The 13,863-nt window shown below is 48.0% G+C and carries 10 protein-coding genes; 2 read left to right on the top strand and 8 right to left on the bottom strand.

From position 1 onward, the window contains the following. Nucleotides 1-76: 76 nt before the first annotated feature. The 8 genes from FMS18_RS13050 to FMS18_RS13015 form a co-directional block, all read right to left on the bottom strand. Complete coding sequence (locus tag FMS18_RS13050; protein ID WP_163295113.1) at nucleotides 77-1,951, bottom strand: pentapeptide repeat-containing protein; 1,875 nt, start codon at nucleotides 1,949-1,951, stop codon at nucleotides 77-79. Between the two features lie 176 nt (nucleotides 1,952-2,127). Then, nucleotides 2,128-2,391 (bottom strand): RNA-binding protein, encoded by a 264-nt coding sequence (locus FMS18_RS13045; RefSeq protein WP_163295112.1) that lies wholly within the window; start codon nucleotides 2,389-2,391, stop codon nucleotides 2,128-2,130. A gap of 415 nt (nucleotides 2,392-2,806) precedes the next feature. After that, nucleotides 2,807-4,270, bottom strand: coding sequence for an Asp-tRNA(Asn)/Glu-tRNA(Gln) amidotransferase subunit GatA (gene gatA / locus FMS18_RS13040; RefSeq protein WP_163295111.1), 1,464 nt, complete (start codon nucleotides 4,268-4,270; stop codon nucleotides 2,807-2,809). Nucleotides 4,271-4,297: 27 nt separating this feature from the next. Further along, nucleotides 4,298-4,591, bottom strand: coding sequence for an Asp-tRNA(Asn)/Glu-tRNA(Gln) amidotransferase subunit GatC (gene gatC / locus FMS18_RS13035; protein ID WP_163295110.1), 294 nt, complete (start codon nucleotides 4,589-4,591; stop codon nucleotides 4,298-4,300). A gap of 282 nt (nucleotides 4,592-4,873) precedes the next feature. Beyond that, nucleotides 4,874-6,943 (bottom strand): hypothetical protein, encoded by a 2,070-nt coding sequence (locus FMS18_RS13030; RefSeq protein ID WP_163295109.1) that lies wholly within the window; start codon nucleotides 6,941-6,943, stop codon nucleotides 4,874-4,876. A 202-nt stretch (nucleotides 6,944-7,145) separates the two neighbouring features. Continuing rightward, the gene (gene dnaK / locus FMS18_RS13025; protein WP_163295108.1) at nucleotides 7,146-9,065 is read right to left on the bottom strand and encodes a molecular chaperone DnaK; all 1,920 of its coding nucleotides are present in this window, start codon (nucleotides 9,063-9,065) and stop codon (nucleotides 7,146-7,148) included. A gap of 88 nt (nucleotides 9,066-9,153) precedes the next feature. Beyond that, nucleotides 9,154-9,732, bottom strand: coding sequence for a nucleotide exchange factor GrpE (gene grpE, locus FMS18_RS13020; RefSeq protein WP_163295107.1), 579 nt, complete (start codon nucleotides 9,730-9,732; stop codon nucleotides 9,154-9,156). Nucleotides 9,733-9,874: 142 nt separating this feature from the next. Further along, complete coding sequence (locus tag FMS18_RS13015) at nucleotides 9,875-11,086, bottom strand: aminopeptidase (RefSeq protein WP_163295106.1); 1,212 nt, start codon at nucleotides 11,084-11,086, stop codon at nucleotides 9,875-9,877. A 288-nt stretch (nucleotides 11,087-11,374) separates the two neighbouring features. Here FMS18_RS13015 and FMS18_RS13010 point away from each other — a divergent pair, with 288 nt between their 5' ends. Then, nucleotides 11,375-11,608 (top strand): FeoA family protein, encoded by a 234-nt coding sequence (locus FMS18_RS13010; protein ID WP_163295105.1) that lies wholly within the window; start codon nucleotides 11,375-11,377, stop codon nucleotides 11,606-11,608. A gap of 3 nt (nucleotides 11,609-11,611) precedes the next feature. After that, nucleotides 11,612-13,792, top strand: a complete 2,181-nt coding sequence (gene feoB / locus FMS18_RS13005) for a ferrous iron transport protein B (RefSeq protein WP_163295104.1) — start codon at nucleotides 11,612-11,614, stop codon at nucleotides 13,790-13,792. The last annotated feature ends 71 nt before the right edge of the window (nucleotides 13,793-13,863 follow it).

The raw sequence follows: 13,863 nt of genomic DNA, 5'->3' as shown, positions 1-13,863 counted from the left end.
TATTGCGGATGATATGAAATTTGAAAGCCCCGCGCTCATCCGAGTGCGGGGCTTTTTTGCGTTCTATTAGTGTCTCTTAGCGGCGCAGCTTGTTTCGCAGGGCAAAACCGAAGAGGGCGGCTTGGAGGGTTATGGCGGATACTGAGAGGCCTTTAAAGAAGTATTGGAGTCCAGTTAGATCAGTATTTGTGAATTTAATTTTGATTAGTGGCATGTACCACATGGCGTGTTTTAGCCAGTCTACAGGCGGCGATGTTTCGAGACTTACCAAGAAATTAAGCAGAAATGGCAAAGCGACAATTCCTAAAAGAATCATAAAAGCTCGTATTGGTTCTTCGCCGTACCCACTAATAAATCGATAAATATTTAAGTATATTTTGGATCCGAGTTTTGAGATATGTTGCTTATCCGTAAATTCTTCCTTTGCCAAAGAAATAGGCAATGTTAGAAATATAATAGCAGGTAGTATTGCATAGTATGGTGGATGCATGGTTTGAAGTAGCCAACCTGAAAGCAGCATCATTAGGATTGCGATGATTAGAGTAAACCAAAATTGGAAAAGTGATATGCAGGTTAGGTTTCGCCTAGTCATTTCCTTTTCGCGGTAGTGCCAGTGCGAAGTCTGTTCTTCGTCTGAGCTTTCGTGGGCGATTCTTTTTAGGCGGCGGTAAATCTCGGCAAGGGTGGTGGCTTTAGATTTTGAATTTGTTTGTTCGTGTTCATCCAAGATTGGTGCAAATCTATCTTGGCCCCAATTACAATCGATGAATTTGAATGATTCAATATTTGTTTCTGCAAATTTTAATTTTGATAGGTCAACTGATTCCATTAATATTGTTTCTTTTGATATAGTCCCTGCGAAAGAGCTTCTCTTAGTGAATTCAACATTACGGAAGTATGACCATTCCTTGAAGAAAGTTGAGTTAAATTTAGCACCCCCTTTGAATTTTATTTGTTCGAAGTTCGAAAAATCGTGAAATATAGTCTTTATAAATGTCGTTGACTCTTCAAATGATGAATCGTGAAAAGAGACCGGCCCTTTGAACGTAATTTTATCAAAAGTCGAGTTTACAAAAGTGCTATTATTAATATTTATCTGTTTTCTTGATTCTGCATTAGAAAAATTAATATTATTACAAGTTGAATCTGAAAAAACGAGATTTTTTTTAAACAGTGATTGTTGAAAAGATGCATATCCTTCGAATCGTATTTTATGAAAATGAGCATATCTGTTAAACAGTGTTTTTTGAAAATTAGCATATCCGTTGAATTGCGAGTTTTGGAAATCAGCATGTTTATCAAACTGTGATTTTTGAAAAGAAGTATCTCCTATAAATTGTGACTTTTCGAATTTAACATCTCCGATGAACTGTGTGTCTTCAAAATCGACGAACCTGTTAAATTGTGAGTTTGTGAAAGAAACTCCTTTGCCGAACTGCGATTTTTCAAAGTCAACGTCTCCGTAGAATTGTGAATTTCCGAAAGAAACGTCCCCGTAGAATTGTGATTGTTGAAAAGAAGCGTACCCTTTAAATTGCAAATTTTGGAAAGCAACGTACCCGATGAATCGTGAATTGTTGAAATTAATTGAGGGGAAATATTTACAGTACTCATTGTACTTTGAAAAAGTGATATCGTAGGGAAAATTTGTGCCAGAAAGATTGCATCTTGCGGACCAATCGAACGGATCCAAACTATCCTGTTCTTCATTCACGACATCATTATTAACCTCCTGTATCAGCACAAAAATCAACTTATTGAACTTCTCTGCATCCATTAAAGCAGGTTTCTCGTCACCCGCACGCTCATCATAAGGCTCACCCTTAGGCACATTAAACTTACACTCAGCAGGAGCATGAAAAATACAATACTTTTTCCCGTCAGCATCAATATAGACGATGTCGTACTCTTCGCACCAATGACTATGCTTCTCCCCAATGCAGCAGCCCATGTGTACCTCTTTTAAATGGCGATTCTCAGTAAGTGGAAGTTTTATATCTTATAAGGTTACGTTTAATCCAGAGGAAAAGAGTAGGGCGTGGGTTTCTTTCGCACCAAACAAAAAAACGCCCGATTCTCAAAAGAGAACCGGGCGTTAAAAAGTCTTTTAAGACTTACAGAAACAGACTACCAACGGGGGCGTTCTGCTCTGGGCTTGGCTTCGTTAACCTTGAGGTTACGACCGCCGAAATCTTTACCGTCGAGAGCTTCGATAGCATCGAGAGCGCCGTTGTCGTCCATTTCTACGAAACCGAAACCACGGGGGCGACCGGTTTCACGATCTTCGATGAGTTTAACGGAAACAACTTCACCGTAAGCTTCAAAGGAAGCGCGGACATCTTCTTCAGTAGCAGACCAAGGCAGGTTACCAACATAGATATTCTTAGACATTCTAAATACTCCAAAAAAAATAAAAAATTATATTAGCGCCCGTGCACCAAAAAAAAGGGCCGCGTACAAGATGCGTACTCGGCTCCTCGATAGTCATGTTCAATTTAAACCAGCGCTAGTCACAGTTTGACCGTGCCTTCACGGGTACGGCTGGTGTTTGATGAAGAGACACTCCTCTTTTCTTTGGGTAATGTCAAGCAATACTCTGAGAAAAATGCGCATTAAATTGACATTTCTTTTGATTTTTAATCTAAGGTGCTGAAAAGTCGAAAGAAATTATTTAGAGAGATAATAATCAAATGCTGTTTTCAAATTTAAAGATCTAGCGATACTCATGATCACTAGGCGTATTGAGCATAAGAAAGCCCCGCACTCATAAGAGCGCGGGGCTTAATTCATTCTATTTATATACTTCTTACAGCTTAACCTTGGGCAGTTCCGGGAGATTCTTCTCAAGGATGTGCGCAGCTTGCAGCATGGTCTTTTCGTCGAAGGCGGGAGCCATAAACTGGAGACCTACGGGCATCTTGGTTTCCTTGCCGAATGCTACGGGCAGGGACATACCGGGCATTCCCACTAAGTTGAGGGAAATGGTGAAGATATCCTGCAAGTACATCTGCAAGGGATCGGAGGTCAGCTCACCTACGGGGAAGGCTGTTGTGGGGCATGCGGGGCTTGCGATAAGATCGCAGGATTCGAATGCCTTGTTGAAGTTTTCGCGCAGCAGGCGGCGTATCTGGGCGGCCTTGCGGTAATATGCATCGTAGTAACCTGCGGAAAGTACGTAGGTACCGATGATGATTCTGCGCTGGACCTCGTCACCGAAAGCTTCGGTGCGGGATTTGGTGTAAAGCTCTGCAAGTTCTTTGGGGTCCTCGGTGCGGTGACCGTAGCGAACACCGTCGAAACGGGAAAGGTTGGAGCTGGCTTCAGCCATTGCGATGATGTAGTAGGTGGCAATGGCGTATTCGGTCATGGAAAGCTTAACCGGAACGGTCTTGGCCCCCAGTTCCTCGGCCTTGGCGATTGCAGCGCGGCAGGCTTCGTTGACTTCTTCAGAAAGACCTTCTCCCCAGTACTCTTCGGGCAAACCGATGGTCAGGCCGGAAAGATCCTTGCGCTCTTCGAGAGCGGCAACGAAATCATCCATTGGCTGGTCAGCGGAAGTGGAATCGCGCTGATCATGTCCGCCGATTACGTTCAGTACGCGGGCGGCATCTTCTACAGTTCTGGTCATGGGACCGATCTGGTCGAGGGAAGAACCGTAGGCGATCATTCCGTAACGGGAAACACGGCCGTAGGTGGGCTTAACGCCGACACAGCCGCAGAAAGATGCGGGCAGACGAATGGAACCACCGGTATCGGTACCGAGTGCGGCGTAGCATTGGCCGGCTGCTATGGTTGCGCCGGAACCGCCGGAAGATCCGCCGGGTACGCGGCTGGAATCCCAGGGGTTGGTGGTGGTCTGGTAGGCGGAGTTTTCAGTGGTGGAACCCATGGCGAATTCGTCCATGTTGGCCTTACCTACGATGATTGCACCTGCTTCCTTGAGCTTGGCAACGGCGGTGGAATCGTAGAAGGGGGTGAATCCTTCGAGGATTTTGGAACCAGCGGTAGTGGGGATGCCATTAGTAGCCAGTGCGTCTTTGATGACTACCGGAACGCCCCAGAGAGGTTTGGATTCATCAGGACCCTGAGCGTCCATTTCCTCGGCCTGTTTGAGTGCTGCATCGTTGCAGATGGTCAGCAGAGCCTTTGTTTCGGGTTCGCTCTTTGTGATCTGTTCAAGGCAGGCTTTGACAGCTTCTGTGGCGGTCACTTCCTTAGCCATGAGCATGGCGTGGATTTCAGTGAGTGATTTTTTTATGAGTGAGGACATTTTATATCTCTGCGTATTAGCTTGAATTTATACGATACGGGGAACAACAAAGTACTTGCCGTCAGTGTCAGGCGCATTGGAAAGAACCTCATCTCTGGTGTGTTCTTTCTTGACCTCATCTTTGCGCAGTCTGGTGGTGTGTTCCACCGGGCTGAACATGGGCTCCACTTCGCTGGTGTCGATTTCGTTCAACTTGTCCATGTATGTGAGGATGTTATTGAGCTGTCCTGCAAAAAGTTCAGTTTTTTCTTCTGAAAGATCAAGACGGGCCAGTCGCGCAACTCGCGCTACTTCCTCAAGATTGAGTTTCTCATCACTCATGAATTTCTCCTTTTTATGATGCCTCCGGCGGCCAAAGGGGAAGGGAAAACCCTTTTGCCAAAGCCAAAAAGTGTTTTCCCTTCCCCTCTGGACACCCCATCCCTTTCCCAAAACGCATTAATATGCTTCACAGTTTTGGTTATAGAGCTGGCTGTAAAAGAGAGGTTCTTTTTTATATAAATATTTTAAACTAATCCGGCGACGCCATAATAAAAGGTTTTGGGATTTTTAAACCCTTTTGCAAAAGGGTTTAAACCCGCCGGGAGGCTCGCCGAAGGCAATCTATTGTTCAGTCTTGGTTCCGTCAAGCGCAGCAGCTTCTTCTTTCTTAGCTTCCAGTTCAGCCTGCTTTTCTTCCCAAGCGGTTACGCGTGCTTCGCGTCTGGCCTTGGCCTTGGCGAGGGTGTTGCTGACCAAATCCGCATCGATGCGGGTCTTGCCGTTCTGCTCGGGCCGGAACAGGTAAAGCTGCTGACTGGCATGACCTTGCGCATTCCAGCTGATAGGCGCGAGACTGAAATCCATGTGCTGTGCTTCGCTGATACGTCCGTTGACGGTTTCAGCAGTCCAGCCTTCAGAAAAAGTACCGAGCTTGCCTGCAAACTTGATGAAATCGTAGCCCAGCGCAACCCAGAAATCCGGGGCACCTAAACCTTCACGCTTCATGACTTGCTTGAGGCGTGCGGCACCGTCACTGGCAGGCCACCATGCTCCGGGTGCTACGGTCAGGCGCAGGTTACGCGCTTCAACGTCGCGGGCGGAGTTGAGAGCCTGACTCCAGAGTTCCGGGCCGAGGAAGACAAGAGTGTCTGCCTCATGGAAAAAGAAGTGCGGGATCAAGAGCTGTGCCTGATGCCAAGTGTCGGGAATGAATACAGCACCGAAATCAGTTTCAGCAAGCGGTGCGTCTTCGCCCAGTCCTTCGGCCTCGTTCTGTGCCTGTTTCTGGGGAGCGCGAACCAATTGTCCAACGACCTTGCCCCATTTGGGGAAATCGCGAGGCGGGTAGGATTTCATGCCGGTGATTTTAGCTCCGCGCATGGATGCCATATCAAAGAATTTCTTGGACATCTGACGACCGAATTTTTCCTGCGGATAAAGTACGGCCAATTTGGTGATGCCCAGATCGTTTACAGCAAGATCAAGGGTGGAGCGGATCTGGTCCTCGGGGCTGGAGAAGAATCTCCAAGCCTGCTTGCCTTCCTCAAGATTGCCCGGTTTGGCAAGAAAGGAGAAGGTAACCTTGTCCGCGTATGTTCCGGCCTGCTCCATCTGTTTGAAAGCTTTTACACTGATGGGACCACCTATGGTGGTGTACCACGGGGGCAGATTCTCGAGCCTTTCCAGCCAGTCGGGAGCTTCGGTGTTGATGACCTGCACGTCTACATCAAGACCTGCTTTGGTCATTTCCCACTGGGCTGCACCTGCACCGCGCACAATTTTCCATCCGTATTCCTGAAAACGACCGGAAATGGGCAATACGAGGGCGATGCCAACACGCGGAATTCCGTATTCACCTTCAAGGTTGCTCAGAATACCGGTGAAAAATGATTTGTCTGCGATCTGACCGTTCTGGATGATCCCACTCATGGTACGCCATGACATGGGCCAGTATTCGGTGTCTGCGGACTGGCGAACCGCTTTTTCGAAAACCAGCAGTTCGTAAGGAAATTTCAGGTTGTTGCCGCTGGGAACGAGAGTGTTCATGGCTTCGATTTCAGCCTTGCTCTTCTCTTCAAGACCTTTCATGAACCATTGTTCAAGTTCCTGCTTATTGTTCTCTTCGGGAGCAATGGCGTAAAGTCTTTCCAGTGCTTCCAGAGAGCCGGCGTCCTGAGTCATGCCGGAAAGATTTTTACCTGCTGTAGAGCGGATTTCCCAGGGCAGGAAAGGATCTTCCATGGTCTGGGAAAGATGAGTTCTCAGCTTGGGGAAATCTTTGATGGCTGCAAGGGTATCATAATAATATCCCTGCCAGACCGGAGAGTTGATCGCTTCCTCGGAAAGCTTCTGCCACTGCTCAAGACGTGCTTCGGCTTCGTGATAGTGTCCTGACTTAAAAGAACTGACAGCCAGCCGTTCCGTTGCCGGGAGGACTACCCGTTCGGGAATGTCGGTACGTTCCAGCAATCTGGTGTAATACAGTTCACTGGTGATGTAGTCCCGTGTCCGCCATGCCTTGTCCGCTTCGCTGACGAGTGCCTGAGTGGTCATCATTTCAGTTGAAATGGCAGGTCTCTTGATCGGCTGTTTTTGCAATGAAATACAGCCTGATGCGGCAAAGATGAAAGTCGTAAGCAGTAGAACAGCAAAAATATGATTTGAAAGGCGTGTGGCCTTATCTCTATTCATTGAGTTTTCCATGCAAAGTTTGTGGCCCATGAAAGTAAATTCGTCAAGTTTAATGCCTAAAAGACGGGATAGTCTAACGAAGTGGCGAAGCCTATTGAAAAGGTTTAAGCCGCCGGAGGCAAAAAAAATCCGGCCTTCATTAATTAATGAAGGCCGGATTAAATTATACTTTACTAATCAGCTATGCAAGTGCGGACGCTAATTATTTTTTCTCGTCTTTAACTTCAGTGAAGTCAGCGTCGACTACATCTTCGTCTGCGGATGCTGCACCAGCGTCTGCTGCGCCTTCGGGGCCTGCTGCGCCTTCTGCGCCAGCAGTGTTCTGCTGTGCGTAGAGCTGTTCAGCCAGCTTGTGGGAAGCCTGCGCCAGAGCGTCGGTAGCCTGTTTGATGGCTTCTGGCTCTTCGGTTTCCAGAACTTTTTTGAGCTCTTCGCTTTTGGCTTCGATGTCAGCTTTCAGTTCTGCATCCACGTTGTCGCCAACTTCACGCAGGGACTTCTCTGTGGTGTAGATCAGGGAGTCAGCCTGATTGCGGGCTTCAATGAGTTCCTGCTTTTTCTTATCGTCTTCAGCGTGGGATTCAGCATCCTTAACCATCTTCTCAATGTCTTCTTCGGAAAGACCGGAAGAAGCGGTGATCTGAATGGACTGTTCTTTACCGGTGCCCATGTCCTTGGCGGATACGTTTACAATACCGTTAGCGTCGATGTCGAAGGTAACTTCGATCTGGGGTACGCCACGGGGAGCTGCGGGAAGTCCGGTCAGCTCGAAACGACCGAGGGTCATGTTGTCGGCAGCCATGGGACGCTCACCCTGCATTACGTGGATGGACACGGAGGGCTGGTTGTCAGCCGCAGTGGTGAACACCTGACTTTTGCGAGTGGGGATGGTGGTGTTTCTCTCGATGAGATTAGTGAAAACACCGCCCATGGTTTCGATGCCCAGAGACAGGGGAGTAACGTCGAGCAGGAGAACGTCTTTAACGTCACCGGCGAGGATGCCGCCCTGAATGGATGCGCCCATTGCAACAACTTCGTCCGGGTTAACGGAACGGTTGGGTTCTTTGCCGAAGAATTCCTGAACCTTCTGCTGAACCAGAGGCATACGGGTCATACCACCGACGAGGATAACTTCGTCAATGTCAGCTGCGGTCAGGCCTGCGTCTTTCAGTGCTTTCTGGCAGGGAGCCTTGGTACGATCAACAAGGTCTTCAACCAGTTTTTCCAGCTTGGAGCGGGAAATCTTGACCATCAGGTGCTTAGGACCATTCTGGTCAGCAGTGATGAAGGGCAGGTTGACTTCAGTTTCCATAGCAGTGGAAAGTTCTTTCTTAGCTTTTTCGCCAGCTTCTTTCAGACGCTGAAGAGCCATGCGGTCAGCGGAAAGGTCAATGCCGTTTTCGCGTTTGAATTCATCAACGAGGTACTGAATTACAGCGTTGTCAAAGTCTTCACCGCCGAGGAAAGTGTCACCGTTGGTAGCGCGAACTTCAACAACGTTGTCACCTACTTCGAGGATGGAAATATCAAAAGTACCGCCACCGAGGTCAAATACCGCGATTTTTTCGTTGGCTTTCTTGTCAAAACCGTAAGCCAGAGATGCTGCGGTAGGTTCGTTGATGATACGTTTTACTTCGAGACCTGCGATGCGGCCTGCGTCTTTGGTTGCCTGACGCTGAGAGTCGTTGAAGTAAGCGGGGACAGTGATAACCGCTTCGGTTACTGTTTCACCGAGGTAGGTTTCAGCGTCTTTTTTGAGCTGCTGCAAAATGATCGCAGAAACTTCAGACGGGCTGTATTTTTTACCTTCGATCTCAACCCATGCGTCTCCGCCTTTGCCGTCTACGATGGGGTAGGGGCAGTGTGAAGTCCATTTTTTAACTTCAGGAGCACTTGCCTGACGGCCCATGAGACGCTTGATAGCGAATACTGTTTTTTCAGGGTTGGTAACTGCCTGACGTTTTGCAATTTCACCAACGAGGCGTTCTTTATCAGTGAAGCCTACGATAGAGGGAGTGGTGCGTCCGCCTTCTGCGTTGGTAACGCATTTGGGGTCTTTACCTTCCATAACATAAACGCAGGAGTTGGTAGTACCGAGGTCGATTCCGATAATTTTAGACATATATAAATTCCTCCAGATGTATTTTCAAATTTACTGCATTATGATTTAAGGCCTGATTCTCAGTTGTAAAGAGGGCAGGCTATAAAAATCAGGATAATTTATTAACCATTACTTTTGCGGGACGGATAACGCGTCCTTTGAGGACATAGCCGCACTGCATGATCTGGGCGATGCTTTCGGCGGGAAGATCCGCATCCTGTGCCATGCCCATGGCTTCATGAAAATTGGGGTCGAACTCTTCACCAATCTTGCCCACAGCCTCAAGGCCATGTTTGGCAAGTGTTTCCAGAAACATTTTTCTGGTCATGTCCACGCCGATCACAAAATCTTTGCATGCATCGAGATTCTGAGCATGGTTGAGGGCGAGGTCGAGGTTGTCGAGCACGGGCAGCAGGTCGGAAAGGATGGAGTCCGCCGCGAACTTTTTCAGTTCATCAGTCTCGCGGGCGAGTCTCTTTTTGATGTTTTCCGTTTCAGCCAGTGCACGGAGACGCTCTTCCTTGGCTTCTCCCATCACATCGCATGCGGGACAGACATGTTCCCGACAGAGGGCTTTGAGTTCATCTTCGCTTAAAGTCACTTCATTCTTAGCTTCCGCAGTTTCTTCAGTTTCAGTTGCCGCGGTTTCCTGTTCGTTCATTTCTTTATTATCTTCTTTTCCAGACATGGATTCTCCGGTGTCATGAATTTGCGGCCTGAGACCTTAAAAAAGGACAATCAGACCGCACAATTAGACAAATAAGCATCTCGCATATGTTGTCAACACATGAAAGGGGATCAAAGGGAAGTTTTTTTAAATTCATGCTCATTTAAGGCATTTTGAACCGTCCGTTCTCGTAAATAGTCACTTTTTTCCCATCGGCAAGGTTTGCGGTAACAATTTTTTCTTCGGTGTTCACAAGGTCCCAGTGAATGGAGGAGGTATTGAAACCTAGGGAGTCCATCATCATTTTATCCAGTATTTCGGGAGGTCCGGCAAAAGTCTCACTGAGCGATTGCCCCAGTGCGATGTGACAGCTGCCATGTTCGCCTCCGAAATTTTCATCAAGGATGGTCTGGGCCATGAAATGGTCCACCCGTGAAATGGAAGCATCCGTCAGTGAGAATTCACCCACCCGGCGTGCTCCACCATCTGCCCGCAATTGGTCGAGTAGGAATTTTTCTCCGCCCATGGCTTTTGCTCGTATGGCAATGCCGTCCATGAATTCGACCTGCACCCCGTATGTGGCCTTATCCATATATAATGAAGGCAGGTCTGCGTAGTAGACTCCGTTTACTGTGCGGCAGTCAGGTGAGACGTATACTTCATAGCCGGGAATGTTGTCTCCGGCGGCTCCCTGCCAGCGTCTGTTCTCGCCGGGGGAAAAAAATAAATCGCAAAGCTCGGACTGCATGCGGATGGTCTTGATCTCAAGCGAAGTCAGCCAGCGGGCTATTTCATTGGTCCGTTCAGAAATTTTTTGCCATTCGCGGGCCGGGTCGGGCATGTTAAGGTAGCAGGCCCGCATAAGTCGCGTTGTGTAATCTTCGAGAGAAAGTCCAGATTTTGCGGCCAAAGCCGCAGTGGGATAGGTGCATTCGGTCCAAGCCATTTTGCCGTACAATTTGCGTTTTTCGATTGCTTGCAGGAAGGGGCGTGAACCATTGCGGTTTTCCATGATTGAGCGTGGATCAACTTCGGTCATGGCCTCTACTTCTTCGGGGGCATGGATACGGATAACTCCAGCGGCCTGCTCGTACATTTCCTCTTTGCCGGGAGGAAAGAAGGTCAATTGTCCGTAGCTGGAATTAATGTACAGCTCAGCTTTCATTGCCGGGGTCAGTCCTGTTTCCATAACTGGATGCAGGTGTGTCTCTATGAGTAGAGCAAATAGGGCTTCCGCAAGGGGCGTTGCCAGATAATCATATTTAATGATGATAATATCTTTATTTCTCAGGCCGTCTTCTTTCTGACTGTTCAGGGACCAGAAGAGAACTTTAGCGTATTGGCGCAGGTCGTCGTAGGGGATTATGTTTTTCATATAAAATTATGAAGGGTTATAAGGATAGTAGATTTTGCTACTGTAAATGTTCCGCTCAATCTAATCTACAATTAAAATCACCATGTCAGCTTGACAGGTAAAAATGTATACCTAATTAGTATGAAGTCTAATGTGTCATAAGTTACATATTAAAACTTGAGAGTTTGAGATTGACTTTCAATCATCAGCATGCCTATGAAATTCGTTTCGCACAGCACTAAAGTAGACTGATTGCTGTTGAAAATGCTATTCATATTCATACGTATAGATATATAGTAAAGGGGAGTTATGTCTGTATCACTCAGAACAATGCGGAAAGACCAGAAGGGTGTTGTTGTCTCGGTTAATGCAAGCGGAGAGCTTGGTCGCCGTATTCGGGATATGGGGCTTGTTCCCGGAACTGAATTCATGGTTGTGGGCCGTGCGCCTCTTGAAGATCCCGTGGCTTTACGTATGAAGGGTTTTACCCTGACCTTGCGTAATAACGAAGCTGATTTTATTGTGGTTCAGCCGGAGGATTAGTTCATGGGGAAAGAATATTTTGTAGCGGTCTCAGGCCAGCCCAACTGCGGAAAGAGTACCATGTTCAATACTCTGACCGGGGCAACCGCACGGGTGGGTAACTATCCGGGAATTACGGTTGACCGCACTGAGGGACGTTATTGCACGCCTGAATTCTGCGCCAATCTGGTGGATCTGCCCGGAACATATTCCCTTACTTCTTATTCTATGGAAGAAGTGGTCGCCCGCGATGTAATCGTTGATGAAAAACCCGATGTGGTTATCAACATGCTCGATGCCACCTCTCTGGAGCGTTCCCTTTATCTTGCGGTGCAATTCATGGAAATCGGTGTTCCGGTCGTGCTGGGCCTGAACATGATGGATGAAGTTCGCAAGAAGGGCATTCGCATTGATTCCGAAAAGCTTTCCGAGCTTATGGGCGTTCCTGTCATTGAGTGCATTGCCCGCAGGGGCGTTGGTAAAGTCGAACTTATGGAGTCGGTTCAGAAAGTAGTTGAAAAAACTAAAGGCGAATGGACCCCTGTAAATATTTCATATGGACATGACCTTGATCCGGCGATTGATGAAATGACCGCTCTGATCAAGGAAAATGAGTTCATGACTGATCGTTACGATCCGCACTGGCTGGCGGTGAAGTATCTGGAAGAAGATGAAATTGTCATGAAGAACGGTCGCAAGGCCGGACCGCTTTCTGAGCAGCTTGAAGAAAAGGTACGCAACGTTTCCGAGCATATTCAAAAAACTCTGAATACCTATCCCGAAGCAGTTCTCGCTGATTATCGTTACGGCTTCATCAACTCCATTCTCAAGCAGGGCGTAATCAGTCGTGAGGACGATCTGCGTTTTGATTTTTCTGACAAAATCGACCTTGTGCTGACCCATAAATTTCTCGGCCCGGTAATCATGCTTTTGATCATGTACTCCATGTTTTACATCACCTTCAATGTAGGTGCTGTGCCGCAGGGCTGGGTTGAAAACGCATTTGCGTGGTTTTCAAGTACCGTAGGCTCCCTGCTTCCTGATGGACTCATTAAATCTATGGTCACTTCCGGGGTAATCGACGGCGTCGGCGCGGTCATGGGCTTTACTCCGCTGATCCTGATTATGTTCGCCATGCTCGTTTTTCTGGAAGATCTCGGCTACATGGCCCGTGTTTCCTACATGGTCGACCGGGTGTTCCGTTCATTCGGGCTGCACGGTATGTCGATTATGCCTTTTATTATGTCCGGCGGTCTTCCGGGTGGCTGTGCCGTTCCGGGCGTCATGACCTGCCGTACTTTACGCAGTCCCAAGGAGCGCATAGCCACTATCATCACTGCTCCATTCATGATCTGCGGCGCGAAAACGACCGCGTATCTCATGCTGGTCCGTGCATTTTACCCGGACAACGCCACCACGGTCATGTTCGGACTTGTGTTGATTTCATGGCTGCTGGCCTTGTGTTTTGGACGTTTATTGCGCTGGACCGCACTTAAAGGAGAGTCCACTCCATTTGTTATGGAATTGCCGCCGTACCGGATTCCCACCCTGCACGGGGTAGCCATTCATACTTGGGATCGCGTCTGGGAATACGTGAAAAAGGCCGGGACCGTAATTCTTGCTATTTCCATTCTTATGTGGGCGTTGATGACTTTTCCTCAGCTTCCCGCAGAGCGTGTTGCAGCATTTGAAACTCAGCGAGTTCAAGTGGCGGAGCAAAGTGCATCGTGGTCCGGTACGGTGCAGCAAAAAGAAGATAAAGTGGCAAAAGCCCTTGCAGATATCAGTTACAATGAAGGTGAAGCAGCCCTCAAGCATTCCTATGCCGGACGTCTCAGTGAGGCCATTTCTCCGGTAACCGATGTAGCCGGATTCCCGTGGCAGGCCAATATCGCTTTTATCGGCGCATTTGCAGCTAAGGAAGTTTTCGTATCCACCATGTCTACCGCCTATTCACTTGGCGATGAGGACCCGGAAGAAGCTCTTTCGCTTACTGAGAAAATAGCAGCGGACAAGGCTTGGACCACCCCGGTGATCTGGTCGGTGTTCATTTTCCTGATGGTTTATGTGCCGTGCATGGTTACTGTGGCGGTTATTGCCCGCGAGACCAACTGGAAGTGGGCTGCGTTCTCAGTTTTCGGGTCGCTTGCTTTCGGTTATTCGCTATCGGTTGTTATTTATCAGGTTGGTAGCTTGCTGATGTAATCAATACAGACATATTAAATAGCAAGAAGGCGGAATGTTCGGGTGGTAACGAACATTCCGCCTTCTTGCGT

The organism is Desulfovibrio sp. JC022, from assembly GCF_010470665.1.
In the GTDB taxonomy this organism is placed as follows: Bacteria; Desulfobacterota; Desulfovibrionia; order Desulfovibrionales; family Desulfovibrionaceae; genus Maridesulfovibrio.
This window is presented reverse-complemented; position numbering and strand designations above follow the sequence as displayed.

Excerpts from the sequence above, each read along its gene's own strand:
- FMS18_RS13050 (WP_163295113.1), bottom strand. The coding sequence starts at position 1,951 with ATGGGCTGCTGCATTGGGGAGAAGCATAGTCATTGGTGCGAAGAGTAC.
- FMS18_RS13045 (WP_163295112.1), bottom strand. The coding sequence starts at position 2,391 with ATGTCTAAGAATATCTATGTTGGTAACCTGCCTTGGTCTGCTACTGAA.
- gatA (WP_163295111.1), bottom strand. The coding sequence starts at position 4,270 with ATGTCCTCACTCATAAAAAAATCACTCACTGAAATCCACGCCATGCTC.
- gatC (WP_163295110.1), bottom strand. The coding sequence starts at position 4,591 with ATGAGTGATGAGAAACTCAATCTTGAGGAAGTAGCGCGAGTTGCGCGA.
- FMS18_RS13030 (WP_163295109.1), bottom strand. The coding sequence starts at position 6,943 with ATGAATAGAGATAAGGCCACACGCCTTTCAAATCATATTTTTGCTGTT.
- dnaK (WP_163295108.1), bottom strand. The coding sequence starts at position 9,065 with ATGTCTAAAATTATCGGAATCGACCTCGGTACTACCAACTCCTGCGTT.
- grpE (WP_163295107.1), bottom strand. The coding sequence starts at position 9,732 with ATGTCTGGAAAAGAAGATAATAAAGAAATGAACGAACAGGAAACCGCG.
- FMS18_RS13015 (WP_163295106.1), bottom strand. The coding sequence starts at position 11,086 with ATGAAAAACATAATCCCCTACGACGACCTGCGCCAATACGCTAAAGTT.
- FMS18_RS13010 (WP_163295105.1), top strand. The coding sequence starts at position 11,375 with ATGTCTGTATCACTCAGAACAATGCGGAAAGACCAGAAGGGTGTTGTT.
- feoB (WP_163295104.1), top strand. The coding sequence starts at position 11,612 with ATGGGGAAAGAATATTTTGTAGCGGTCTCAGGCCAGCCCAACTGCGGA.